The organism is Pseudomonas sp. C8002 (assembly GCF_013385765.1).
Lineage (GTDB): Bacteria > Pseudomonadota > Gammaproteobacteria > Pseudomonadales > Pseudomonadaceae > Aquipseudomonas.
Genome location: NZ_JACAPJ010000011.1, coordinates 26,006 through 50,907, shown reverse-complemented (window position 1 = coordinate 50,907; position 24,902 = coordinate 26,006). Strand labels below are relative to the sequence as shown.

General features: G+C 60.7%; 23 protein-coding genes. 10 read left to right on the top strand and 13 right to left on the bottom strand.

The window, feature by feature from the left end; genetic code table 11:
* Window positions 1-176: 176 nt before the first annotated feature.
* The 4 genes from HX814_RS17215 to HX814_RS17200 all read right to left on the bottom strand — a co-directional run bounded on the left by HX814_RS17215 (window position 177) and on the right by HX814_RS17200 (window position 3,585).
* Window positions 177-1,070: an NAD-dependent epimerase/dehydratase family protein gene (locus tag HX814_RS17215; protein WP_177009237.1), complete on the bottom strand. Its 894-nt coding sequence runs from the start codon at window positions 1,068-1,070 to the stop codon at window positions 177-179.
* A gap of 104 nt (window positions 1,071-1,174) precedes the next feature.
* Window positions 1,175-2,071 carry a LysR family transcriptional regulator gene (locus tag HX814_RS17210; protein WP_177009238.1) on the bottom strand — a complete coding sequence of 299 codons (897 nt, stop codon included), beginning with the start codon at window positions 2,069-2,071 and terminating at the stop codon, window positions 1,175-1,177.
* Window positions 2,072-2,112: 41 nt separating this feature from the next.
* Complete coding sequence (locus tag HX814_RS17205; protein WP_008436691.1) at window positions 2,113-2,703, bottom strand: NAD(P)H-dependent oxidoreductase; 591 nt, start codon at window positions 2,701-2,703, stop codon at window positions 2,113-2,115.
* Between the two features lie 117 nt (window positions 2,704-2,820).
* The gene (locus tag HX814_RS17200) at window positions 2,821-3,585 is read right to left on the bottom strand and encodes a sulfite exporter TauE/SafE family protein (protein ID WP_177009239.1); all 765 of its coding nucleotides are present in this window, start codon (window positions 3,583-3,585) and stop codon (window positions 2,821-2,823) included.
* Window positions 3,586-3,775: 190 nt separating this feature from the next.
* Between HX814_RS17200 and HX814_RS17195 the strand changes: the two genes are divergently transcribed.
* Complete coding sequence (locus HX814_RS17195) at window positions 3,776-4,672, top strand: LysR substrate-binding domain-containing protein (RefSeq protein WP_177009240.1); 897 nt, start codon at window positions 3,776-3,778, stop codon at window positions 4,670-4,672.
* On the opposite strand, the gene HX814_RS17190 is transcribed toward HX814_RS17195, so the two are convergent.
* Together HX814_RS17190 and kynU are read right to left on the bottom strand one after the other, a co-directional pair.
* Window positions 4,618-6,024 carry an amino acid permease gene (locus HX814_RS17190; RefSeq protein ID WP_177009241.1) on the bottom strand — a complete coding sequence of 469 codons (1,407 nt, stop codon included), beginning with the start codon at window positions 6,022-6,024 and terminating at the stop codon, window positions 4,618-4,620. The genes HX814_RS17195 and HX814_RS17190 overlap by 55 nt on opposite strands.
* Before the next feature lie 165 nt (window positions 6,025-6,189).
* Entirely contained in the window at window positions 6,190-7,440 is a 1,251-nt protein-coding gene (gene kynU, locus HX814_RS17185; RefSeq protein WP_177009242.1) for a kynureninase, read from the bottom strand.
* Between the two features lie 142 nt (window positions 7,441-7,582).
* On the opposite strand from kynU, the gene HX814_RS17180 reads away from it, so the two are divergent.
* Window positions 7,583-8,056, top strand: coding sequence for an Lrp/AsnC family transcriptional regulator (locus tag HX814_RS17180; RefSeq protein ID WP_003212305.1), 474 nt, complete (start codon window positions 7,583-7,585; stop codon window positions 8,054-8,056).
* 124 nt (window positions 8,057-8,180) lie between these two features.
* On the opposite strand, the gene catA is transcribed toward HX814_RS17180, so the two are convergent.
* From catA to HX814_RS17165, 3 genes are read right to left on the bottom strand one after another with little or no spacing between them, the layout of a single operon-like run.
* Window positions 8,181-9,110: a catechol 1,2-dioxygenase gene (catA, locus tag HX814_RS17175; RefSeq protein ID WP_177009243.1), complete on the bottom strand. Its 930-nt coding sequence runs from the start codon at window positions 9,108-9,110 to the stop codon at window positions 8,181-8,183.
* Between the two features lie 42 nt (window positions 9,111-9,152).
* Window positions 9,153-9,443 carry a muconolactone Delta-isomerase gene (gene catC, locus HX814_RS17170; protein WP_008436679.1) on the bottom strand — a complete coding sequence of 97 codons (291 nt, stop codon included), beginning with the start codon at window positions 9,441-9,443 and terminating at the stop codon, window positions 9,153-9,155.
* 16 nt (window positions 9,444-9,459) lie between these two features.
* Window positions 9,460-10,584 (bottom strand): muconate cycloisomerase family protein, encoded by a 1,125-nt coding sequence (locus HX814_RS17165; protein WP_003212312.1) that lies wholly within the window; start codon window positions 10,582-10,584, stop codon window positions 9,460-9,462.
* A gap of 114 nt (window positions 10,585-10,698) precedes the next feature.
* Here HX814_RS17165 and HX814_RS17160 point away from each other — a divergent pair, with 114 nt between their 5' ends.
* A complete protein-coding gene (locus HX814_RS17160; protein ID WP_003212314.1) occupies window positions 10,699-11,574 on the top strand; it encodes a LysR family transcriptional regulator in 876 nt (291 codons plus the stop codon).
* A gap of 139 nt (window positions 11,575-11,713) precedes the next feature.
* Here HX814_RS17160 and HX814_RS17155 read toward each other — a convergent pair whose 3' ends face one another.
* A complete protein-coding gene (locus HX814_RS17155; RefSeq protein WP_008436676.1) occupies window positions 11,714-12,712 on the bottom strand; it encodes a helix-turn-helix domain-containing protein in 999 nt (332 codons plus the stop codon).
* A 312-nt stretch (window positions 12,713-13,024) separates the two neighbouring features.
* Between HX814_RS17155 and antA the strand changes: the two genes are divergently transcribed.
* The 4 genes from antA (at window position 13,025) to HX814_RS17135 (ending at window position 17,557) form a co-directional block, all read left to right on the top strand.
* Window positions 13,025-14,416, top strand: coding sequence for an anthranilate 1,2-dioxygenase large subunit (gene antA, locus HX814_RS17150; protein ID WP_003212318.1), 1,392 nt, complete (start codon window positions 13,025-13,027; stop codon window positions 14,414-14,416).
* Window positions 14,416-14,907 carry an anthranilate 1,2-dioxygenase small subunit gene (antB, locus tag HX814_RS17145; protein ID WP_177009244.1) on the top strand — a complete coding sequence of 164 codons (492 nt, stop codon included), beginning with the start codon at window positions 14,416-14,418 and terminating at the stop codon, window positions 14,905-14,907. The genes antA and antB overlap by 1 nt, the downstream gene beginning before the upstream one ends.
* Window positions 14,908-15,077: 170 nt before the next feature.
* Window positions 15,078-16,085, top strand: coding sequence for an anthranilate 1,2-dioxygenase electron transfer component AntC (gene antC, locus HX814_RS17140; RefSeq protein ID WP_177009245.1), 1,008 nt, complete (start codon window positions 15,078-15,080; stop codon window positions 16,083-16,085).
* A gap of 71 nt (window positions 16,086-16,156) precedes the next feature.
* On the top strand, window positions 16,157-17,557 hold the full coding sequence (locus HX814_RS17135; protein ID WP_003212324.1) for an amino acid permease: 1,401 nt from the start codon (window positions 16,157-16,159) through the stop codon (window positions 17,555-17,557).
* A 177-nt stretch (window positions 17,558-17,734) separates the two neighbouring features.
* Here HX814_RS17135 and kynA read toward each other — a convergent pair whose 3' ends face one another.
* Both kynA and kynB read right to left on the bottom strand, forming a co-directional pair.
* Complete coding sequence (gene kynA / locus HX814_RS17130; RefSeq protein ID WP_008436669.1) at window positions 17,735-18,592, bottom strand: tryptophan 2,3-dioxygenase; 858 nt, start codon at window positions 18,590-18,592, stop codon at window positions 17,735-17,737.
* Window positions 18,589-19,239 (bottom strand): arylformamidase, encoded by a 651-nt coding sequence (gene kynB, locus HX814_RS17125; RefSeq protein WP_023659373.1) that lies wholly within the window; start codon window positions 19,237-19,239, stop codon window positions 18,589-18,591. Before kynB ends, kynA begins: the two co-directional genes overlap by 4 nt.
* Before the next feature lie 389 nt (window positions 19,240-19,628).
* Between kynB and HX814_RS17120 the strand changes: the two genes are divergently transcribed.
* From HX814_RS17120 to HX814_RS17110, 3 genes are all read left to right on the top strand, one after another.
* Window positions 19,629-19,973 carry a cupin domain-containing protein gene (locus tag HX814_RS17120; protein ID WP_003212331.1) on the top strand — a complete coding sequence of 115 codons (345 nt, stop codon included), beginning with the start codon at window positions 19,629-19,631 and terminating at the stop codon, window positions 19,971-19,973.
* A 557-nt stretch (window positions 19,974-20,530) separates the two neighbouring features.
* The gene (locus HX814_RS17115) at window positions 20,531-20,731 is read left to right on the top strand and encodes a hypothetical protein (protein ID WP_003212332.1); all 201 of its coding nucleotides are present in this window, start codon (window positions 20,531-20,533) and stop codon (window positions 20,729-20,731) included.
* A gap of 239 nt (window positions 20,732-20,970) precedes the next feature.
* On the top strand, window positions 20,971-24,024 hold the full coding sequence (locus tag HX814_RS17110) for a UDP-N-acetylmuramoyl-tripeptide--D-alanyl-D-alanine ligase (protein WP_177009246.1): 3,054 nt from the start codon (window positions 20,971-20,973) through the stop codon (window positions 24,022-24,024).
* On the opposite strand, the gene HX814_RS17105 is transcribed toward HX814_RS17110, so the two are convergent.
* Window positions 24,021-24,884 (bottom strand): S9 family peptidase, encoded by an 864-nt coding sequence (locus tag HX814_RS17105; protein WP_177009251.1) that lies wholly within the window; start codon window positions 24,882-24,884, stop codon window positions 24,021-24,023. The two genes, HX814_RS17110 and HX814_RS17105, sit on opposite strands and share 4 nt — an antisense overlap.
* Window positions 24,885-24,902 lie beyond the last annotated feature (18 nt).

Genomic DNA, 24,902 nt, shown 5'->3' with positions numbered 1-24,902 from the left:
TGGGGATGGTACGGAATTGGGCGGGGTGGGGCTAGTGTTGGGTAAGACCGTTGGACCGAGTCGCCCCTTTCGCGAGCAAGCCCGCTCCCACATTTGACCGCATTCCAAAGTGGGAACTCGGTTAAGTGTGGGAGCGGGCTTGCTCGCGAAGAGCTCGCCTCGGTCTCAAGCGAACATCACACCATCTCGTTGCGAATCCACTCGACTACAGAAGTCCGCTTCGGCGCCCATCCCAGCAATTCCCGCGCATGCTTGCCGCGCACCCGGCTGTTGGAGCCCAGGCCATAGTTGGCCATTTCATAACCCCACTCGGACTCGGCATCCGCCAATGGCCAATCCTGTGGTTTACCCAGCTTCAGCGCTTCGGCAATCGCGGTGGTCATGTCGACAAACGCCGCTTCGCCACTCTCCACAAAGTAGAAAGTGCCCGGCACATTCTTTTCCAGCGCCAGCAGGTACAACGCAACCACGTCTTCAATGTGCACGTTGGACCAGATGTTCTGCCCGGTGCCCACATGCCGCACTACACCGCTTTTGCGTGCCTGCTTGAGCAAGCGTGGCAACTGCACGCTGTCGCGCTTGACGCCCAGGCTGTGACCGTAGATCAGGGTGTTGCAGATCACTGCCGAGTTCACGCCATCTTTGGCTGCAGCCAGGATCAGGTTGTCGATGGCCACGCGAGCAGCCTTGTCGACAGTCGGCGCCGGCAGGTTGTCTTCAAAGTAGATGACATCGCTGGACTTACCGCCCGACGCATCGCCAACGATGCTCGAACCGCTGGTGTGCAGGAAGGTTTTGTTGGAACCGCGCAGCGCGGCCAGCAAGGTTTCCACGGCGCCGCGATGGTCGCTGCTGGCGGCGTTGATCACCGCGTCAGCTTTCTTCGCCTGCTCGGTCAACAGCGCGCTGTCATCCAGCGTACCGATCACCGGCGTGATACCCAGTGCCGTCATTTCCGCAGCCTGTTCGGTGCTGCGCACCAGGCCGGTGACGTTATGGCCGGACTTGACCAGGCCAGTGGCGATGGAACCGCCGATAAAACCGGCAGCGCCGGTGATGAATACGTTCATGGAGGTGTCTCCCTGCGTGAGTAATTGATGGACTCAGTATTGCGGACCTATCCATTCCGAATAAGTCCGTATTGCCCAATTCAATCTTGCGCAGAGGTCACGAATCAGCTGGCGTAGCTGGCCAGCTTGCCCTGGATAAAGTCCAGGAAGCACTGGATGCGCAAGGCCAATTGCGAGTTGCGGTAGTACACCGCATTGATCGGTTGACGATAGCCGCTGTTGAACTCGGCCAGCACCGGTATCAGGCGCCCGCTTTTGATGTCCTGGGCGGTCATGAAGTCCGAGAGACAGGTGATGCCCTGCCCTTCCAGCGCCAGCTGGCGCAAGGTTTCACCGCTGGAGGCGGCGACGCCCGGCTGGATCTGCCAGCGATCCCCGTGCACATGGCGCAGCGGCCAGTGGTTCAGGGTTTCGGTCTGGGTGAAACCGAGCAAGGTGTGTTCGGCCAGTTCGGCAACGGTGCTGGGCGTACCGTGCTGTTTCAGGTAAGCCGGGCTGGCGAGGATATGCAGCGGGCTGCATCCCAGTGAGCGGGCGTGCAACGTCGAGTCGGCCAGGGCACCGATACGGATCGCGATGTCGGTGCTCTGTTCCAGCAGGTCGATGATCAGGTCGTTGCTGTTCAGTTCCAGCTGGATATCCGGGTACAGGCCACGAAACTCGGCGATGTACGGCACGATCGCATGCAGCATGAACGGCGACGCCGCGTTGATCCGCAGGCGCCCCGACGGGGTTTGCTGGCGCGACGACAGGCGTTCTTCCAGGTCGTCCATCTGCTCGAGGATCACCTTGGCCCGCTCGAAGAAATACTTGCCCTCTTCGGTCAGGTCCATGCGCCGGGTGGTGCGATTGATCAGGGTGGTGTCGAGCTTGGCTTCCAGGCGCGACAAAGTGCGGCTGACCGCCGACGGCGTCTGCCCGACCTGTTCGGCTGCGGCGGAAATCGACCCGCATTCAATCACGCAGACGAAGATCTGTAGCTCATCGGATCGGGCTTTCAACGTGAATCCTCTTTATAGCGGCTGCACGGATACTAGCCGCATTACAGACTCAGGTTAAACACCTGTGCCAGATGCTGTTCATAACGCGCCACGTCGGCTTCGATGGCCGGGCGTTTCATCACGTCCACGCACAGGAAGGTCGGCAGGCCGGTCATGCCGAGGAACTCGTTGGCCTTGTGGAACGGGAAATACACCGCGTCCACGCCCTTGGCTTCGAAAAAGTCGGTGGGGTCGTCGAACGCTTGCTGGGGAGCGTTCCAGGTCAGGGACAGCATGTATTGCTTGCCCTGGATCAGGCCACCGCTGCCGTATTTCTGCGACGAGTCGGAGCGGGTGCGGCCGTCGCTGGCGTACAGGCTGCCATGGCCTTCGGTGAAGACTTCATCGATGTACTTCTTGACGATCCACGGAGCGCCCATCCACCAGCCGGGCATCTGGTAGATGATCACATCGGCCCAGAGGAATTTGGCGACTTCTTCGGCCACGTCGTAGCCGGCGTCGATGTGGGTTTCCTTGACGTCAATGCCGCCACGGTCCAGTACCGCCAGGGCGGCTTCATGCAGGGTGCTGTTGTAGCGACCGTCGGAATGAGCGAATTTCTTACCGCCGTTGAGCAGGAGTACTTTTTTCATAGGGGGTGCCTAAAGATTAAAAATGTCTGAAGGCAGGGTAACGGGGTCTGTCCGTTGGAATAAGCGTCCCGGCGGCAAAATACATTTGATCAAATCGCACGAATCAACGGCATATTGTTAACCACTGATCAGCAGATGACCTCCCAATGCAGCCATGCCGATAAAGAACACCCGCTTGAACAGCACGGCACTGATGCGCTGGCGCAGGGCCTGGCCCAGCCACATCCCGAGCAGCGCGGGAACCAGCGCCAGCAACGAGGCGTTCAATTCGCCGCCGCCCAGGCTCCCACGCCAGAACAGCCCGGCTGCCAGCGCCAGGGTCGACACGGTGAACGACAGCCCCAACGCCTGCACCAGCTGATCGCGGTTCAAGCCCAACGCTTGCAGATACGGCACCGCCGGTATCACGAACACCCCAGTGGCCGAGGTGATGACCCCGGTCAGCACGCCGCACAGCGGGCCCAGCCAACGCTCGGTGGCCGGGCTTACCTTGAACGTCGGCAGCAACAGCCCGCTCAAGGCATACACCAGCAGCGCGCCGCCCAACGCCCGCACCACCCAATGCCCGCCATCCATGCCCAGCCACACCGAGCCCAGCCCGGTGCCGAGGAAAATCAGCAGGAGCATCGGCCACAGGCGTTTGATCAACGCGCTCAGGTGACCGCCGAAGGCCAGTTGCCAGAGGTTGGTGACGGTGGACGGGATGATCAGCAACGCCGCAGCCTGCGCCGGCAACATAGCCAGGCCGAGCATGCCCATGGCGACGGTGGGCAGGCCCAGGCCGATGACGCCCTTGACCGTACCTGCCAGCAGGAAGGTGCCGACCACCAGCAATGTCAGGGCCGGGCCGAGGTTTTGGTAGAACGCGAGTAAGGTATTCATGGGTCGATTTTGCAGGTTTGGGTGATATCTGAAAATTCGCCATATACTGAGGCAGCCTCTTGTTTTGCATGAGGCAGATGGCCTCTTCGCGAGCAAGCCCGCTCCCACATTTTGAAAGGGTTCACAGATCTAAATGTGGGAGCGGGCTTGCTCGCGAAGAGGCCCGTACAGACACTGAGATCCCCAGCACATGCACTTTGACCTGATCGACCTGCGCCTGTACCTGCACATCCTCGACACCGGCAATATCACCGCCGGCGCCAGCCGCAGCCATTTGTCCCTGGCGGCGGCGAGTGCACGGATCCGGGCGATGGAAGCCTCCCTGGGCATCGAGTTTCTTGAACGTGGCCGCCGTGGCGTCACCCCGACTGCTGCGGGTAAAGCCCTCGCCCGTCACGCCCGCCTGCTGTTGCAGCAGGCCGATCACCTGCAGCAAGACCTCGCGGAATACGCCAACGGCGTCAAGGGCCAAGTGCGCCTGCTGTGCAACACCACCGCCCTGAGCGAATACCTGCCGGAACTGTTGGCGGACTTTCTGCACGAGCACCCCAACCTCGACATCGACCTGCAGGAACTGCCAAGCCTGCGCATCACCCACGCCTTGCGCCAGGGCGCGGCAGACCTGGGAATTATTTCCGACGCAGTAGACACCCACGGCCTGCAAACCCTGCCCTTTCGCGACGACCCGCTGGTGCTGATCATGCCGCTGGATCACCCGCTGGCCGGGCGCACCGTGGGTTTTATCGACAGCTTGCAGCACGACTACGTGGGCCTGGCCGCCGACAGCGCGCTGGCGGTGTACCTGGAGGAACAGGCATTGCACGCAGGCTTTCGCTTGCAGACACGCATCCGCGCAGATGGGTTTGACGGGCTGATTCGCATGGTCGCCCGGGGCGCCGGGCTGGGGATCGTGCCCCTGGCCGCGCTGGAACGCTGGCCGTTGGAGCGGCGCTTCACGGCCCAACCCCTGAGCGAGGATTGGGCCTGTCGCAAACTGCTGTTATGCGCCCGCGAGTTCGAGCAATTGCCGGGTTATGCCAAAGCCTTGTTCGATGCCTTGGCCGCGCCCTTGCGGAAGAATACGTAGTACACCGCCGACAGAATCAGCAGGAACGGCACCCCGAACACCAGCGTCATCTTGAATGCATCGGTGAAGAACGTGGTGATCATCACCGCGCCCATCAGCACCAGGCCCAGCAGTGTGCTGTAGGGAAACAGCGCCAGCTGGAACGACAGCTTCGCCCCGCCGTGACGCTTGCGGTAGCGGCGGAAAAACAGGTGCGTGAGGAAGATCATGAACCAGGTGAAGATCGCGCCAAACATCGAGATCGCCATCATCAGGGTGAACGAGCTTTCCGGGTACACCACGTTCAGCAGGGTCGCCAGGGCAATGCCCGAGCTGGACAGCAACAAGGCGTTCAACGGGATCCCGCTCTTGCTCAAGGCGCCCATGGACTTGGGCGCAAAACCGGCGCGGGACAGGCTGAACATCATGCGGGTGGTGATGTAGAGCTGGCTGTTCATCGCCGACAGCGCAGCGATCAGGATCACGAAGTTCATCACCCCGGTGGCGCCGGGAATGCCGATGGTCTGCATCACCGTGACGAACGGGCTCTGGGCGTGGCCGGCCTGGTTCCATGGCACGATGGCCAACATCAGCGCCAGGGTCAGCAGGTAGAACACCACCAGCCGCACGATGGTCGCGCGGAAGGCTTTTTTCACCGCCTGCTCCGGGTCGGCCGCTTCACCGGCGGCCACCGCGATCATTTCCACGCTCAGGTAACTGAAGATCGAGACGATCACCGCGATCCACATGCCGCTCAACCCGTTCGGGAAAAAGCCGCCGTGGGCCGTGTAGTTCTGCACACCGTAATCCGGATTGCCGGAGCCGAACACCACGTACACCGCGAGGATGATGAAGCCAACGATGGCGCTGATCTTGATCGTGGAGAACCAGTACTCGAAGTTGCCGAAGGTCTTGACGCTGATGGCGTTGAGTACGATCAGCACGCTGGAAAACGAGACGATCCACACCCATTCCGGCACGTTGGCAAACCAGTACTTCATGTACATCGCCACCGCCGTGACCTCGGCGCCCACCGCCAGCACAATCGCCGCCCAGTACGCATAACGCACCAGGAAACCGGCCAGCGGGCTGACGTAAAATTCGGCATACGCGCCGAAGGAGCCCGAGGTGGAATGCGCCACGGTCATCTCCGCCAGGCAGCCCATCAACAGCAAAGTGATCAGCGCACCGATGGCATAGCTGACCAGCACGCTGGGCCCGGCATAGCCGATGGCGTAGGCGCTGCCCATGAACAGCCCGGTGCCGATGGCGCCACCGATGGCGATCATGCTCATCTGGCCGGAAGTGAGCTGGCGCCTGAGGCCCAGTTCGCGATTGGTGATTTCGGCAAAGCCTTGGTCTGGCGTGGTCACGTGGCGTGCCCCTTTATTATTGTGATTGCACTGCTTTCTGGTTGAAACATTGTTCCCTGTGGGAGCGGGCTTGCTCGCGAATGCGGTGTGCCAGTCAATACATCAGGGACTGATGGACCGCATTCGCGAGCAAGCCCGCTCCCACATTTTTTGCTCTGCGTTTACTCAGGTGACGCTGTGGCGAACCTTGAACTGCGGCTGGTCCCAGGTTCTCTGATCGAGAATCTCACCCAGGATTTCCACCGCATCCCACACTTCAGCAAAGCTGGTGTACAGCGGGGTAAACCCGAAACGCATGATGCGCGGCTCGCGATAATCACCAATCACGCCACGAGCGATCAAGGCCTGGATAACCGCGTAGCCTTCCGGGTGTTCGAAGCTGACGTGGCTACCCCGTCGGGCATGCTCACGCGGGGTGATCAGGGTCATGTCGTGGGCGGCGCAACGGCTTTCCACCAACTCGATGAACAGGTCGGTCAACGCCAGGGATTTAGAGCGCAAGCTGGCCATATCGGTCTGGGCGAAAATATCCAGGCCACACTCCACCATCGCCAGCGAGGTGATCGGCTGGGTGCCGCACAGGTAGCGGGCGATGCCCTGGCTCGGGGCATAACGCGATTCCATGGCGAACTGTCGGGTATGCCCGAACCAGCCCGACAGCGGCTGCGTAACCACATCCACCAGCGCCGGGTTGACCCACACAAACGCCTGGGAGCCGGGCCCGCCGTTGAGGTATTTGTAAGTGCAACCAATCGCATAATCGGCACCGGCCTGATGCAGGTCGATCGGCACCGCGCCCGCGGAATGCGCCAGATCCCAGATCGCCAGCGCGCCACATTCATGGCTCAAGGCAGTCTGGGCCTGCATGTCGTACATGTAGCCGGTCTTGTAGTTGACGTGGGTGAGCATCACCACGGCCGTGTCCTGGTCGATGGCTTTCGGCAGTTCGTCCGGGCTGTTGACCAGGCGCAGGGAGTAGCCCTGTTGCAGCAGTTCGGTGAGGCCTTCGGCGATGTACAGGTCGGTGGGGAAATTGCTCGCTTCGCTGACGATCACCTTGCGGCTTGGCGCGCGTTCGCGTTGCACGGTCAGCGCGGCGCTGAGCACTTTGAACAGGTTGATGGAGGTGGTATCGGTGATCACCACTTCACCGTCGCGGGCACCGATCAGCGGTGCGAGACGATTGCCCAGGCGCTGGGACAGGTCGGCCCAGCCGGCACTGTTCCAACTGCGAATCAGGCCATTGCCCCACTCCTCGGCGATCACCGCTTGCGCCCGTTCCAGTGCCGCTACCGGGCGCGCACCGAGGGAGTTGCCGTCGAGGTAGATGACCCCGGCCGGCAAGGCGAATTGGTTGCGCAATGGCGCCAGCGGATCCTGGGCGTCGAGGGTCAGGCAATGGGTGCGGGTGGTCATGGTCAGTCCTGTTGTTGTAGTAACAATGAGCCAAATAATGAACGAAGCTTTAGAGAATTTTCGTGCAAAGTGGTGGGCAACAGGCTAATTAAGCTGTAGGAAATTCGAATTTAACCCCCAAACACGCGGATTTATTCTAACCATGATTCTCGACGCCACCGACCTGCGCCTTCTGCATTTCCTGCAACAGGATGGCCGTATCAGTAACCAGGAACTGGCCGAGAAAGTCGCCCTGTCGCCGTCGGCCTGCCTGCGGCGTTTGCGCCTGCTGGAAAGCGAGGGAATCATCAGTGGTTATCGGGCGGTGTTGAACGCCGAGCAACTGGGGATCGAGCTGGAGGCCATCGTCCACCTGTCGTTACGCCAGGATGTGGAGGATTGGCACGAGACGTTTATCAAGAAGGTGCAGGGGTGGCCGGAGGTGGCCAGTGCGTATGTGATTACCGGGGCGAGCAATTATGTGCTGCGGGTGCAGGCGCGCAACCTCAAGCACTTTTCTGACTTTATCGTGAACCACTTGAACCGCACGGCGGGGGTGATGGATATTCGCTCGGAGATCGTGCTGCAGAAGATCAAGGATCGGGATGATCTGCTCGACCTGGTTGTTCGCAAATAGGCCAAACGATACAGAGCCAATGTGGGAGCGGGCTTGCTCGCGAAGGCGGAGTGTCAGTCACCGGAAATATTGACTGATCCACCGCATTCGCGAGCAAGCCCGCTCCCACATTTTTTTACCGCGTTCAGTCTTCGAGGGCGCGCACTCGCTGCATGCGCTTCTGTTCTACCGGCGCAACCGCAGGCTGCAACTCAAAGTCAAAATCAATCTGCGCAAACTGCCCTTCCACACCAAATTCCTTCGCCAGGTTTGCGTCCTCGCTGAAGCGAATTTCGGCGATCAACTCATCCCGCGTCGCATAGGCAAAATCATCATGCAGGTACGGGTCATCCGACAGGTTGATCTGCGTGGTCAGGTGCCGATGGCCCGGCGCCGAGATGAAGAAGTGGATATGCGCCGGCCGCTGGCCATGGCGCCCCAACTGGTCCAGCAACTGCTGGGTCGGCCCGGTCGGCGGGCAGCCATACCCCGACGGCACGATGCTGCGAAAACGGTAGTTGCCCTGGGCATCGGTCTCGATTCGCCGACGCAGGTTGAACTCCGACTGCGTGCTGTCAAACCACGAATACGTACCACCGGTATTGGCCTGCCATACATCGACAATCGCCCCCGCCAACGGCTTGCCATTGGTGTCGCGCACCTGGCCCTGCATGAACAGCGGCACGCCCGGGTCCTGCCCGTCGTCCAGCCGCGCCTCGAACTTGGACAGCGGCGCACCGGCCACATACAGCGGGCCTTCGATGGTGCGCGGGGTGCCGCCGGATTTGCCGGCTTCCTCGTCCGCCGCGTCCATCAGCATGTCCAGGTAATGCTCCAGGCCCAACCCTGCCGCGAGCAAGCCGGCTTCCTGGTTCTTGCCCAGTTCGTTGAGGTAGTTGACCGCCTTCCAGAACTCTTCCGGGGTCACTTCCAGGTCTTCGATGATGTTCACCGTGTCCCGCAGGATCCGGTAGATCAGCGCCTTGGCCCGTGGGTTGCCGCCGTCGTTAAGGTTGCCGCTGGCTTCTTCGAGAAACTGTTGGGCGTGAGCAGTCTGGGAAAGTCGGATGGACATGGTGCAATCCTCATCTTGTAATTATTAGGTGAAAAAACAGACTCAGCGATCATCCTCACGGATCGACGATGGATGCCGGCACAGGGCATTCACTTCGATGGCCATGTAAGGATAAAGCGGCAGTTGCATCAACAGGTCATGCAGTTCCTGCACGCTGTCGACATCGAACACGCTGTAGTTGGCGTACAGCCCGGCGATGCGCCACAGGTGGCGCCATTTGCCTTGCTCCTGGAGCCGCTGGGAGAAGGCTTTTTCTTCAGCCTTGAGGCTGGCAGCGCGCTCGGGGTTCATGTCGACGGGCAGGTTCACGGTCATTTTTACGTGGAACAACATCGCAGGTGTCCTCTTGTTAGTTATCGCGACGGAAGAACGCCAGGCGCTCTTCATCGATGGCCAGGCCCAGGCCCGGAGCGGTGGAGACATGCAGGTGGAAATCGCGGTACACCAGCGGCTCGGCGAGGATGTCTTCGGTGAGCAGCAGCGGGCCGAACAGTTCGGTGTCCCACGCCAGTTTGTTCAAGGTGAGAAAGGCATGGGCCGAGGCCAGGGTGCCGATACCGCCTTCAAGCATGGTGCCGCCGTACAGGCCGATACCCGCCGCCTCGGCAATCGCAGCGGTGCGCAATACCGCACGCGGCCCGCCGTTTTTGGCGATCTTCAGGGCGAACACCGAGGCCGCGCCTTCGCGGGCCAGGTTGAAGGCATCTTCCACGCATTCGATGGATTCGTCGGCCATGATCGGCGCCGGGCTCGACAGGTTGAGCCGCACCATGCCGCCGCGGTTGTTGCGCGAGATCGGTTGTTCGATCAGGTCGATACCGTTGTCACCCAGCACCTTGCAGGCGCGCAGGGCCACGGCTTCGTCCCAGGCCTGGTTGACGTCGACCCGCACACTGGCGCGGTCGCCCAGGGCTTTTTTGATCGCGATGACGTGGGCCAGGTCCTGGCTGACTTCACCGGCGCCGATCTTCAATTTGAAAATGCGGTGCCGGCGCAGGTCGAGCATCTTCTCGGCCTCGGCGATGTCTTTTTCGGTGTTGCCGCTGGCCAGGGTCCAGGCCACCGGCAAGGCGTCCCGCACGCGGCCGCCGAGCAATTCGCTGACCGGCAGGTTCAGGCGTTTGCCGAGGGCGTCGAGCAAGGCGCTTTCGATACCCGACTTGGCAAAGGTGTTGCCCCGGATGCTGCGCTCCAGGCGCAACATGGCGGCATTGATGTTGCTAGCGTCCTGGCCGAGCAGCAGCGGCGCGAAGTGCCGGTCGATGTTGATCTTGATGCTGTCGGGGCTTTCATTGCCGTAGCTCAGGCCGCCGATGGTGGTGGATTCACCAATGCCTTCGATACCGTCGGCGCAGCGCACGCGGATGATCACCAGGGTCTGGTTCTGCATCGTGTGCATCGCCAGTTTGTGCGGGCGGATGGTAGGGAGATCGACGATGATGGTCTCGATCGACTCGATGGCGCAAATCGGCATGGCAATACCCGTTGGGTTCTTTATAGATTTGGCCTGATTCTGTTCCGGATCTCTGCTGGCTTCCAATATAGAATGAGTCTCGAACAATACCCTTAAGGTATGAATGGAGTCCTTATGGAACTGCGCCATCTGCGTTACTTCCAGGTGCTGGGGGAAACCCTCAACTTCACCCGCGCCGCCGAACGCCTGCACATTGCCCAGCCGCCGCTGAGCCGGCAGATCCAGCAATTGGAGGACGAACTGGGTGTGGTCCTGCTGGAGCGTGGGCGCCCGTTGCGCCTGACCGAAGCCGGGCGGTTTTTCTATGAGCACGCCAATGTGCTGCTGGAGCAACTGGGCAAGGTGTGTGACAACACCCGGCGCATCGGCCTTGGGCAGAAAACCTGGCTGGGCATCGGTTTTGCGCCGTCGACGCTGTACGGCGTGCTGCCGGAGTTGATTCGCCGGCTGCGCAGCCACGATGGCCTGGAGCTGGAGTTGGGCCTGTCGGAGATGACCACGCTGCAACAGGTTGAAGCTCTCAAGGCCGGGCGGATTGACGTGGGCTTCGGGCGGATTCGCATCGACGACCCGGCCATTGTGCAGCGGGTGTTGGTGGAGGACCGGTTGGTGGCGGTGTTGCCCGCCGGGCATCCCCTGCTGGGCGCCCCGGCCACCCTGGCGCAATTGGCCGCTGAACCCTTCGTGCTGTATCCCGGCAACCCGCGGCCGAGCTACGCCGACCATGTGATCGCGCTGTTCGATGCCCATGGCTTGAGCCTGAAGGTTTCGCAGTGGACCAACGAATTGCAGACCGCCATTGGTCTGGTCGGCGCAGGCATGGGCGTGACCCTGGTACCCGCCTCGGTGCAGGTGCTGCACCGCGCAGACATTGGCTACACACCGGTGGTGGAGGCCACCGCCACGTCGCCGATCATTCTCAGCCGGCGAATCAATGACCAGTCGCCGGGGCTCAGTCATTGCCTGCAACTGGTGGAAGAGTTGATTTAAAAGAACACCACACATCCAATGTGGGAGCGGGCTTGCTCGCGAATGCGCAGTGTCAGTCACCGAATGAGTTGGCTGATGCACCGCATTCGCGAGCAAGCCCGCTCCCACAGTTGATCTCCGTTGTTTTTGCGTAAGGTGTTCATCCACGCATACGCCGGGCGTCGTTGCGTTGCAGGGTCTGGCTGGGGGATTCGTCGAACAGCTTGCGGTATTCGGCCGAGAATCGCCCCAGGTGAGTAAAGCCCCAGCCCAGGGCGATTTCGGAGATGGTGCGCGTGGAGCCATGTTCGAGGATTTGCTGGCGCACGGCACCCAGGCGGTACTTCTTCAGATAGGCCATGGGCGACAGGGCGAAGTATTTGCGGAAGGCATCGAACAGCTTGAAGCGCGACACGCCCGCCGCCGCCTCCAGATCCTCCAGGTGCACCGCTTCCCGAGCGTTGTCGTGGATGTACTGTCGGGCACGAATCAAATAGTGCGGCAGCTTCACCCCCAGCACGTCCCGCAGCTCTTCGGAATAGTTGTTCGGCTGGGCCAGGATCAGGCCCTTGATCAGCGAGCTTTCCAGGTCCCGGGTAAACGCCACCTGGTCATACAGCTCGCTGCTGCGCTCCAGTTCGGCGATGAAATACCGCGCCATGCGCCACCACGACGCGGAAGCGCCGTCCACCGCGTCCATCGCCGATTCGAAGCGCAGCGGCGCTTCAATCGGCCGCTGCAGCAGGCCTTCCAGGGATTCGCTCATCGCCGCGCGGGTGATCACCACCTGCAACTTGCGGCAGTCGCCCGAGATCTCCAGCACCTGATGTTCGTTGGGCGAAATGATCACCCCCTGGTCACGGTTGGAGCTGAGCCGTACGCCGTTCTTGCTCAGCTCCTGCTCGCCCACCAGCGGCAAGGTCAGGCTGTAGCTGCTGAAGTGCTCGGCGTCTTCAATGTCGATGGTGACATCGGTGCCGTATTCGATAATCCCCAGCGTCGTGGCGCGGGACTTGAACACATTGGCGCTGTGGTGAAAGCGGATGCGCTCCGGCGTCGCGGTTTGCAGGCGGTGCGGCCCGCAAATGCCGGACATCCAGCTGCAGGCGCCTTCAAGGTCGAAGCGCTCGATACGTATATCGCGTGTATTGCTACTCATCACGGGGCACCCACGGCAATTGTGGCCGGCGCGCTCTGACGGCGCGTCCTGGTAGATCGACAGCAAGTTTTGCGCCACGCCAGCGGGATCGCCACTGGGTGGATAGCAACCGTCGACTAAGTGGATAACAAGCAGACTTTTCCGACAATCGCCTTGCAAGACAGTAGCGCATTCCGCCACCGCCCTGCACCGCCGTGGGTATTTCGTGCCCAACTAAGTGGCCCACCTTCCCCCATTAACCGGATAGCCCGGTGCCCCGCCGCAGCCTCTTAATGGCCTACCCGTCTAGCCATTATCAAAAAGGTGCCTCCCATGAGTGGTGCAAGAAGCGTCGAGCAGTGGAAAAGCTTTATCGAAGGCTGCCTGGACTTCCGTCCGGTGGATGAGGTGTTCCGCATCGCCCGGGACATGTTCACCGAGCCGGAGTTGTTCGAGCTGGAGATGGAACTGATCTTCGAAAAAAACTGGATCTATGCCTGTCACGAGAGCGAACTGGCCAACAAGCACGACTTCGTGACGATGCGCGCCGGGCGCCAGCCGATGATCATCACCCGCGACGGCGAAGGCCAGCTCAACGCGCTGATCAACGCCTGCCAGCACCGGGGCACCACCCTGACCCGAGTCGGTAAGGGCAACCAGTCCACCTTCACCTGCCCGTTCCATGCCTGGTGCTACAAGAGCGATGGCCGGCTGGTGAAGGTCAAGGCGCCGGGGGAATACCCGGAAGGCTTCGACAAGGCCACTCGCGGCCTGAAAAAAGCACGGATCGAGAGCTACAAAGGCTTCGTCTTCATCAGCCTCGACGTGAACGGCACCAACAGCCTGGAAGACTTCCTCGGCGACGCCAAAGTGTTCTTCGACATGATGGTCGCCCAATCGGCCACCGGTGAGCTGGAAGTGCTGCCGGGCAAGTCCGCCTACACCTACGACGGTAACTGGAAACTGCAAAACGAGAACGGCCTGGACGGTTATCACGTCAGCACCGTGCACTACAACTACGTGGCCACGGTGCAGCATCGCCAGCAGGTCAATACGGAAAACGGCACCGGCTCGGGCACGACACTGGACTACAGCAAACTCGGCGCCGGCGACGCGAACACCGATGACGGCTGGTTCGCCTTCAACAATGGCCACAGCCTGTTGTTCAGCGACATGCCCAACCCCACCGTGCGTTCGGGCTACGCCACCATCATGCCGCGCCTGATCGAAGAACACGGCCAGCAAAAAGCCGAATGGATGATGCACCGCCTGCGCAACCTGAACATCTACCCGAGCCTGTTCTTCCTCGACCAGATCAGTTCGCAGCTGCGGATCATCCGGCCCATCGCGTGGAACAAGACCGAAATCATCAGCCAGTGCCTGGGGGTGAAGAACGAGTCTGACGCCGACCGTGAAAACCGTATTCGCCAGTTCGAGGATTTCTTCAACGTCTCGGGCATGGGCACGCCGGATGACCTGGTGGAGTTCCGCGAAGCCCAGCGCGGCTTCCAGGGCCGCCTGGAACGCTGGAGCGATATTTCCCGTGGCAGCCACCGCTGGGAAACCGGGCCGACCCCCAATAGCGAATCCATCGGTATCCAGCCGGCGATGACCGGCACCGAATTCACCCACGAAGGGCTGTACGTCAACCAGCACCGCAACTGGCAGAAATTCCTGCTGGACGGACTCGACCAGCAAGCCCTGAAACTGCGGGAGGTGGAATGATGAATGCGCAATTGCAGTACCGGATCGAGCAGTTTTTTTATCGTAAATCCGAGCTGTGCGATGCCCAGGACTGGGACGCCTACGTGCAGCTGTTCGACCCGCAGAGTGAATTCCACCTGCCGCAGTGGGATTCGGAACATGTCTACACCCGCGACCCGAAGCGCGAAATGTCGTTGATCTACTACGCCAACCGCTCGGGGCTGGAGGATCGGGTGTTTCGCCTGCGCACGGGCAAGGCCGCGTCGGCCACGCCGATGCCGAGGACGCTGCATTTGATCAACAACGTGCGGATTACCGAGCAACCGGACGGGCTGCTGGAGGTGAAGTTGAACTGGCATACGTTGTTCTATCGGCTGGCGACGTCGGAGCAGTTCTATGGCAGCGCCACCTACAGCCTCAAGCCCGATGGCGACAGTTGGTTGATCACCCGCAAGCATGCGCTGCTGCTCAACGACACCATCAACTCGGTGCTGGATTTCTATCACCTGTGACCTGATGCATTACACCTGTGGCGAGGGAGCTTGCTCCCGCTGGACCGGGTTGGCGCTCCAGTGCGTAGCGCTCCCGGCTTTTTGGGGCTGCTGCGCAGCCCAGCGGGAGCAAGCTCCCTCGCCACAGGTAAATCGCAGGCATAGAAAATCAAACTCGCGGAGTTCTGCGAATGAATCACAAAGTGGCCTTCAGTTTTGCCGACGGCAAGACCCTGTTTTTCCCGGTGGGCGCCAATGAGATCCTGTTGGATGCGGCGTTGCGCAACGGCATCAAGATCCCGCTCGACTGCCGCGAAGGCGTTTGCGGCACTTGCCAGGGCCGCTGCGAGTCCGGCGACTACAGCCAGGACTACGTAGACGAGGAAGCCCTCTCCAGCCTCGACCTGCAACAACGCAAAATGCTCAGCTGCCAGACCCGGGTCCAATCCGACGCGGCGTTTTATTTCGATTTTGATTCCAGCCTGTGCAACGCGCCGGGGCCAGTACAAATCCGCAGTACGGTGAGCCAAGTGCAACAGGTCTCGGCCAGCACCGCGATCCTGCACCTGCAGCTTGAACACCCATTGGACTTTTTGCCGGGCCAATATGCCCGCCTGTCGATTCCCGGCACCGACAGTTGGCGCTCCTACTCTTTCGCCAACCGCCCGGGCAATCAGTTGCAGTTCCTGATCCGCCTGCTGCCCGATGGCGTGATGAGCAACTACATCCGCGAACGCTGCCAAGTCGGTGATGAGTTGCTGCTGGAAGCGCCATTGGGTGCCTTCTACCTTCGGCATGTCACCCGACCGCTGGTGTTGGTGGCCGGTGGCACTGGTTTATCGGCGCTGCTGGGCATGCTTGACGACCTGGCCGCCAGCACCTGCCAACAGCCGGTGCACCTGTATTACGGCGTGCGGGGTGCGGCCGATTTATGCGAGGCAACACGCATAAAAGCCTACGCCGATACGATCCCGGGGTTTCGCTACACCGAGGTACTCAGCGACCCACCTTCGGACTGGGCCGGCAAACGCGGCTACCTCACCGAGCATTTCGACCTGGCCGAATTGCGGGATCAATCGGCAGATATGTACGTCTGCGGCCCCCCTCCGATGGTCGAATCCATCAAACAATGGCTGCTGGATCAGGCACTTGATGGCGTTCAGCTGTATTACGAAAAGTTTACCGAGAGTAATATCTGACCCCTCAGCGGTTTGAGGGGCTGGTTCGGTGTGCGATCAACCCTGAAAAAAACAAGTAGAAGGGAATGTTAATGGCGGATGACATGGTTAACCCGGTGGGCCTCAAGCGTGGCCTGAAGAACCGGCATATTCAGTTGATTGCCTTGGGAGGGGCGATCGGGACCGGGCTGTTCCTCGGCTCGGCGGGCGTGCTCAAGTCGGCGGGGCCGTCGATGATCCTGGGCTATGCGGTAGCCGGGTTCATCGCGTTCCTGATCATGCGCCAGCTGGGCGAAATGATCGTCGAGGAACCGGTGGCCGGCTCCTTCAGCCACTTCGCCCACAAGTACTGGGGCGGTTACGCAGGCTTCCTCGCCGGCTGGAACTACTGGGTACTCTACGTGCTGGTGGGCATGGCCGAGCTGACAGCGGTGGGCAAGTACATCCAGTTCTGGTGGCCGGAAATTCCGACCTGGGTCAGTGCGGTGGTGTTCTTTGTGCTGGTCAACCTGATCAACACCCTCAACGTGAAGTTCTTCGGTGAGACCGAGTTCTGGTTCGCGATCATCAAGGTGGTGGCGATTGTCGGCATGATCGTGCTCGGCTGCTACCTGCTGTTCAGCGGCACCGGCGGCCCGCAGGCCTCGGTGAGCAACCTGTGGAGCCACGGCGGGTTCTTCCCGAATGGCGGCATGGGGCTGTTGATGTCCATGGCGTTCATCATGTTCTCGTTCGGCGGCCTGGAGCTGGTGGGTATTACCGCCGCCGAAGCCAGCGAACCCCGCAAGGTGATCCCGAAGGCGATCAACCAGGTGGTGTACCGGATCCTGATTTTCTACGTCGGCGCCCTTACCGTGCTGCTGTCGTTGTACCCATGGGACCAACTGCTGCAAACCCTCGGCGCGTCGGGCGATGCCTACAGCGGCAGTCCGTTCGTGCAGATCTTTTCCTTGATCGGTAACGACACCGCCGCCCACATCCTCAACTTCGTGGTCCTGACCGCGGCACTGTCGGTGTACAACAGCGGCGTGTACTGCAACAGCCGCATGCTGTTCGGCCTGGCCGAGCAAGGCGACGCGCCGAAAGCGCTGATGAAGTTGAACAAGCAAGGCGTGCCGCTGCGTGCCCTGGGCATCTCCGCCCTGGTGACGCTGCTGTGTGTGGTGATCAACTACGTCGCGCCGCATGACGCACTGGAGCTGTTGTTTGCGCTGGTGGTTGCCTCGTTGATGATCAACTGGGCGCTGATCAGCCTGACCCACATCAAGTTCCGCAAGGCCATGGGCGAGCAAGGCGTGGTGCCGTCGTTCAAGACCTTCTGGTTCCCGTTCAGCAACTACCTGTGCCTGGCGTTCATGCTGATGATCATCTGCGTGATGCTGGCGATTCCGGGTGTGCGGGCGTCGGTGTATGCGATTCCGGTCTGGGTCGGGATTATCTATGTGGCGTACCGGTTGCGGTTGAATAACGCGAAGGCAGTAACAGCGCAATAACCCATGTGGGAGCGGGCTTGTGTGGGAGCGGGCTTGCTCGCGAAGGCGTCGTGTCAGTCACCTGATGTATTGACTGACACACCGCTTTCGCGAGCAAGCCCGCTCCCACATTTTGATCGTATTCCAAATGAAAAGCCCCGGTACTGATGAGTACCGGGGCTTTTTGTTGGGCCTTGATTACAGCGTGGAACGCACTCGCCACAGCTCGGGGAACAATACGGTGTCGAGCATCTTGCGCAGGTAACCCACGCCTTCGGTGCCGCCCGTACCAGGCTGGAAGCCAATGATCCGCTCCACCGTGGTGACATGGCGGAAGCGCCATTGGCGGAACGAATCCTCCAGGTCGATAAACTTTTCGGCCAATTGGTACAGGTCCCAATACCGGCTCGGATCGCGATAAACCTCGCGCCACGCCGCCTCCACGGAATCATCGTGAACCGTCGGCGCCGTCGGGTCGCGTTCGGCGCGCTTGGGGTCGATCGCCAGCCCGGCCTTGGTCATCAGGTTGATCGCCTCGTCATACAGCGACGGCGTGGCAATCGCCACCTGCAGCTCCTTCAACAACTCCGGCCGGTGGGCGTGAGGCCGCAACAGCGCCGCGCTTTTGTTGCCGAGGATGAATTCGATTTCCCGGTACTGGAACGACTGGAAACCCGACGACTGCCCCAGGTACGGGCGGATCGACTTGTACTCCGACGGCGTCATGGTCGCCAGTACCGCCCAGGCGTGCACCAACTGGTCAAAGATCCGCGACACCCGCGCCAGCATCTTGAACGCCGGCGGCAGCTCACCCAGGCGCACGTGTTCGCGGGCGGCCTTGAGTTCGTGGAGCATCAACTTCATCCACAGCTCCGAGGTCTGGTGCTGGATGATGAACAGCATCTCGTTGTGGTCCGGCGACAGCGGGTGCTGGGCGCTGAGCACTTTGCCCAGGTCCAGGTAGTCGCCGTAGCTCATGGACTCGGAAAAATTCAGCTCGGCGTTATGCCATTCTTCCGGCGGCTGGTAGTCAGGGGAGAAAGGACACTGGCTCATCGCGTGGGCTCCTTGAGCGGGCGGAGAATGGCTCGTACCGGGCTGGCATCGAGGTTGGCAAAACGCAGCGGCAGCGCGATCAACTCGTAATCGCCCTCCGGCACGTCGTCGAGGACGATGCCTTCGAGAATCGCCATGCCATGCCGGGCGACGGCGTTGTGGGAGTCCATGGTCTTGGACTGCTGCGGGTCCAGGGACGGTGTGTCGATACCGATCAGGCGCACACCGAGGCTGGCCAGCAGCTCGACGGTTTGCGGAGCGACGGCGGTGAAATTCGAATCCCAGGTATCCAGTGGCGCCTGTTGATAAGTGCGCAGCAGCACACGCTCCGGCAGGTTTTCCAGGCGGCCCTCCAACTGATGCGGCTGCACCAGCGCGCCGCTGCCCAGGCAATGCAGCACCCGGCACGGGCCCATGTACACATCCAGAGACACTTCGCCAATCGGCGCGCCGTCCGCGCTGTAGTGCAACGGCGCGTCCACATGGGCGCCGGTGTGGGGCGACAGGGTGATGCGTCCGACATTCACCGGGCACTCGGGGCCGAACTGCCAGACCCGCTCTTCCTGAAACGGCGTATCACCCGGCCAGGTCGGGGTCGCGGTGCTCAAGGGCGGGCTGATGTCCCACCACGTTTTTATTGGATTCATTTCAAGGCTCTCGGTCGTTACTGGGGTGAATGATACGAGGGCCGGCTGTAAATATTCTTGCGAATTCCAGCGCAAAGCGGGAAATCTTTCGCACTTACTGCGAGGAAATGGCTGATTGGCGCACAGATATTTCGTACCGACTCAATCCTTCAAACAACAAATATTCCCTGTGGGAGCCGGGCTTGCCCGCGATGAGGTCGGCACAGCGTGCCCTTCCATCGCCTGACACTCCGCCATCGCGGGCAAGCCCGGCTCCCACAGGGGTTGGCGGTGACTCACGGCTGTGCAAATGACTGCGCTTCTGGGCATCCCGATGTCGAGTCCAGACCACTGGCGGGCCGCCCAAGGCGATAGGGTTTGGACTTCCCTTCCACTGCCTCGGAATCATCATGTCCAAGCCAATCACCGTACTGCGCGACACCCATCCACTGCCGGTGCTGGACGCCTGCAAATGGGAAAAACTCGAAGGCGACCCGCACACCGTCAACCTCAACGCCTACACCAGCGAAGACGGCAGCAAGATCATGGGCACCTGGATCTGCACCCCCGGCAAATGGCGGGTGGAGTATGTGAAGTGGGAATACTGTCACTTCCAGGAAGGCTACTGCGTGATCACCCCGGACGGCCTGGAGCCGATCCATTTGCGGGCTGGGGATATCTTTGTGGTGGAGCCGGGGATGAAGGGGACGTGGGAAGTGGTCGAGACGGTGCGTAAGTATTTTGTGTTTGCCTGATCCCACCTCCTGGAAAGGGGTCGCCCTGGCCCCTTTTACCTCAACGACGACCGTCGCGCCCTTCTGATAAAAGCAGCACCTCCCTGCCCCTCTTCCAACAACAATCGCTGTTATTCGTGACAACAACCCTTGATATTCGAAAACAATCAATTAGTATTTTGTGACAGAATATTGTGAGCACCAAGTTCTTGAAAAAATCTCATGACGTAATGCGCAAAATACATAATCAAACTCACCAAACAGTACAACCACTACTTTAGTTATAGATAAGATTGACTTTTGACACCCCCTACACTTTGAGATAGCTTTCTTGCAACCGGTCTATACTCGAATCTCATAGCATTATAACCCGATGATAATAAGAGGTACGGAGAAGGTGCAGAACTTCACATAATCGCAACCTTCACTGCACATTGATGGAAAACGCGCAGCGATTTGAATTAGACTCCAATGAATCAATTGATTACCCCATTGGTTTGTTCTAAGGACTCCACACGTCTTCCAGCACTTACTGCACGCGGCAGTCGAGACCGCGCTTTTGTAAAAGGATCAAGAAAATGCCTGAAAAAACAACACGTCTGACCATTCTCATCGACTTCCCGACCAAGCAGCGTCTGGAGTCGCTGTCCGAGGAAGTTGACCTTACTATTTCTCAGGTTATTCGCAAGCTGATTCGTGACCATCTCCAGCAATACGAGAGCCAAGTCCCGCCCTCCGTGCTGGAGCCGGAGAAAGAGGATTCATCGCTCTGCTCTTGATATATAAGCCTGGTTAATTTGCCTTTATAAAACTGTGCGGCATAACTTTCTGCTTATTTATCAACTGGCGCGCAGTTTAATCATGAACACTGCGCGCCACCCCTCTCCAAGTTAAAAACTGGTGATGAACTATGCCTGTGAAACAGCAATGGCTTGCTTGTTATGCTCATCTAAGCAAAGAAATGAATGGGCCTGCTGTATCATCAGACACCGCGCAGCCCTGTACCTTGTTTTTCTCCATGAGCGACGGCACCCAGCGCGCGCATGTTTTTCATATCACGGCAGATAACTTCGAAGCCGCCTGGCAAACCGGTGTGCAGCGCTTGCAGGGAGCCTACGAACGAGACCGTGCGCAGTCAGGCAACATCGTCGAACGTTCATGGATACGCGTCGAATGCGCGATCAACGTCACCGCCATCACCTGGGCCGAACTCAATGCGCGCTTCAAGCGCCACAAGCGTAATTACTTCCGGCGCGGCATCGCCTTCGATGCGGCGCTGCACATCGCGATCACCGAACAGGAACTGAACGCCAACGCGATCCTGTATGGCGGCAACGCTATCAATCACGCGACCTTCAATGCCGGCAATTTTTCGGTGTACGCCAGGCGCCGTTTTACCGGGCTCAATACAGCCGACCTGATCGCCACACTTGAACCCGAGACCCCCGTGTTCCTGTTCGACACCAAGGGCGTTTTTTGTGCCGAAGACGGCGTGCCCCACCCGCTGAACCTTGGCCCGACAGAAACCGGCTGGCGCACCCTCGCAGCGCTGGAGCCCGGCATGGTAAAGGCGAGCATCATCAGCGCCGCAAGCTACCTGAGCACTCAGGTGCAGGGCAGCGGCCAGTTCGTCTACGGCTACTTCCCGTGCTTTGACCGGGCGATAAAAAACTACAACACCCTGCGCCACGCCAGTACCACCTATTCGATGATCGAGGCCTGGGCACTGACCGGCGATGAGGCGCTTAAATCCGCCATCGACCGCTCGCTGGCCTACCTTACCCAGGAACTGATCAAGTCCTACGTGCTGCCCGACGGCAGTGTGGCGGCGTATCTGCTGGACACCGGTGACGAGATCAAACTGGGCGGCAATGCCGTGTGTTTGTTGGCGCTGGTCAAATACAGCGAAGTCACCGGCACCCGCCACTACCTACCCGTGCTGGAAGCCCTGGCCAATGGCATGGCCTGGATGCAGGACGCGACCACCGGCGCCTTCGTGCACGTCTTGCATGGCCGTGACCTTACCGTCAAAGAGGCGTTCCGGATCATCTACTACGACGGCGAGGCCGCGTTCGGGTTGATCCGCCTCTACGGCCTCACCGGCGATGAGCGCTGGTTAACCGTGGTGGAAAAAGCCTTCGACTACTTCATCGAAAAACAGCACTGGCGCGAGCACGATCACTGGCTCAGCTATTGCGTGAACGAACTGACCCGCTACCGACCTGACGAAAAGTATTTCCGCTTCGGCCTGAATAACGTCGCCGGTTATCTGGGGTTCGTGCAACAGCGCATCACCACCTTTCCGACGCTACTGGAATTGATGATGGCTGCGCAGCAGATGCTCGAACGCATCGCCCAGCAAGCGCAATTGCGCCACCTGCTCACCGAGATCGACCTGCACGCGTTTTACCGCGCCCTGCATCATCGTGCGCGCTATCTGTTCAACGGGTATTTCTGGCCGGAAACGGCGATGTATTTCGCCAATCCTGCGCGCATTGCCGGTTCGTTTTTTATCCGTCACCACGCGTTCAGGGTGCGCATCGACGACGTGGAGCATTACCTCTCGGGGCTGATTGCCTACCACCGCTACCTGCTCGACGGCGCGCCGCAAGTGAGCCTGGCCCAGGACGCAGCGCCCCTCGGCTGGGTCTGGGACGCCAACACCCTGGCTCGGGTGACACACGGCACCTGGGCCAAACAGCCGCCGCCCGGTTGGTACACGTCGGGTTTGACGCCGTCCATGCAGTTTTTCAAACCCCAGCGCATGCTCAATCGGCACCCCAGCAAGGTGGGACCGAACGAAGTGCAGTCGGCGCTGCGCTGGGCCCAGGCCATTCCTGAGCGACGCCCCTCGGCGTTCTTGTGTGTAGACCCGACGCCCTACCTGGACAGCGGCCTGCCGGTGTTACAGGTCGCCGATACCAGCGAGGCCATGCTGCAAATGGGTCGATACGCCAGGCAGCGATTCACTGGCCAGGTGTTCGGCGTCACCGGCAGCTTCGGTAAAACCACCGTGGTCGCCATGCTCGGCCACGCCCTGAAACACTGGGGCGAAGTGGGCCACACCGAGGCCAACGCCAACCTGCCCCATGGGATCGCCTGGAACCTGGCGAGCATGCCCCGGCTGGCCAAATTCTGGGTATTGGAAATGGCCGTGGGCCGCATGCCGATTAACTCGGAGCTGGTGCGCCCACACATTGCTATCGTGACCGGGCTGGCTCCGGCGCACCTGGAATACCATGGCACCCTGGAAAACCTGGCGCGTAAAAAGAGCGCGATCTTCCGCTCGATGGCACCGGGTGGGCACGCGGTGCTGTGCCGCGATATGCCGCACTACGAGGTGTTCGCCCAGGCCGCCGAAGTCGCGCGCTTGCACGTGACCAGCTATGGCGAACACGCCGATGCCGATGTGCGCCTGCTCGACGTGTGCAGCGAGGCCGACCGGGTCTACGTCACCGCGCAACGTGACACGCAACGGCTGGATTTCAGCCTGAGTGCTCGCGGCCGACACATGGTGCTCAACGCGCTGGGGGTGCTGGCGTCGCTGTTCGCCGCCGGGCTTGACGCCGACCAGGCACTGGAAGTGCTGACCGGCTTCCAACCGGTGGAAGGTCGCGGCAATATCCGCTCGATCAAATGCACCGACGGGCATTTCCAGCTGATCAACGATGCGTACAACGCCAACCCCGGCTCGATGGCTGCGGCCTTGCGCTCGATGGCCGACCTGCCCGTGGCCTCGCGGCACCGGGTAGTAGTGTTGGGCGACATGCTGGAGCTGGGCCCCGACGCCCAGCGCTACCACCTGGAACTGGCTGACTCGCTGCGCGCGGCGGCGCCCCGGCATTTGGTGCTGTGCGGGCCGCTGATGCGTGAGGTGTACCGGGTGCTGCGCAGTGAACTGTCAGTGCAGTGGTTCGAGGATGCCACGGCATTAGGCCAGGCGTTGGCGCGCCACCCCGGCCAGTGGTTCCAGGCGGGGGATTGGGTACTGGTGAAAAGCTCCGGTGGTACCGGGTTGTCGCAGATCTGTGATTGGCTGAACACGACCGAACAGGCGGTGCCGGCGGGTTAGCCCGCGCAGCCCGCTGCTGTCTTCAGGCCAATGTCATTGCGCAGTTGGTGAAACATCGCAGGCACACCCTGCGCCTTGACCAACTGCGCCTGATGCCCGGCGCGAATCAACGCCCGGTAAAAACGCTCCTGCAACACAAATGGGGTTACCTGGTCATCCACGCTGCCAATCACGAACAACTGCCGCGCAGGCGCAACGGCAATGCCGGCCATGTGCTCCAGGGGATCGTAGGGGTGCAATAAACCATTGGTGTCGCGTCCCGGACGCGAAGGCAGGCCTTTGCTTTGACGCAACATCTGCGCGCGCTGCACCAGGGCAAACGCGCCGGAAGTCATCACTGCACACTTCACATCGGTACGCCCCAAGGTCAACAACGCCGCGGCCACCGTGGCGCCGCCGCTGTGCCCCAGCAACACAAACTGCCCGATGCCGTAACGCTTGCGCAGCTCGTTGAGCGCAGCGTCCAGCACAATGAATTCCCGCGCCTGGCGCCGCTGCCCATGGTTGCCGCTGGAACCGTAGGTGCCAGGTCGCGCCACAATCACCACCGGTACGCCCGCACGCCGGCTCAGGGCCTTGGCCTGCCTGGCCTTGGCGGCCAGGGTATTGCCACGGATCGACTCGGGCGAGCGGTGCATTTCCACGTTGCGGTCGCCATGAAACATCACGATCACCACGGGCGCACGGCTCAGCACCGCCCCGGGAAAATAGCGAATGCACTCATCGCCCCCGGCCAACTCGACCCAGAGTGCAGAGTCGACCTGGTTGCAGGTCGACTGGTCGGCCGGGGTGTTCCAAAGCAACGGTGTCGACCCCTCACTCAGGGCCCACGCGCCCGGCACGCCGGCCCACAACAGCATCCACCACAACGCAAACCT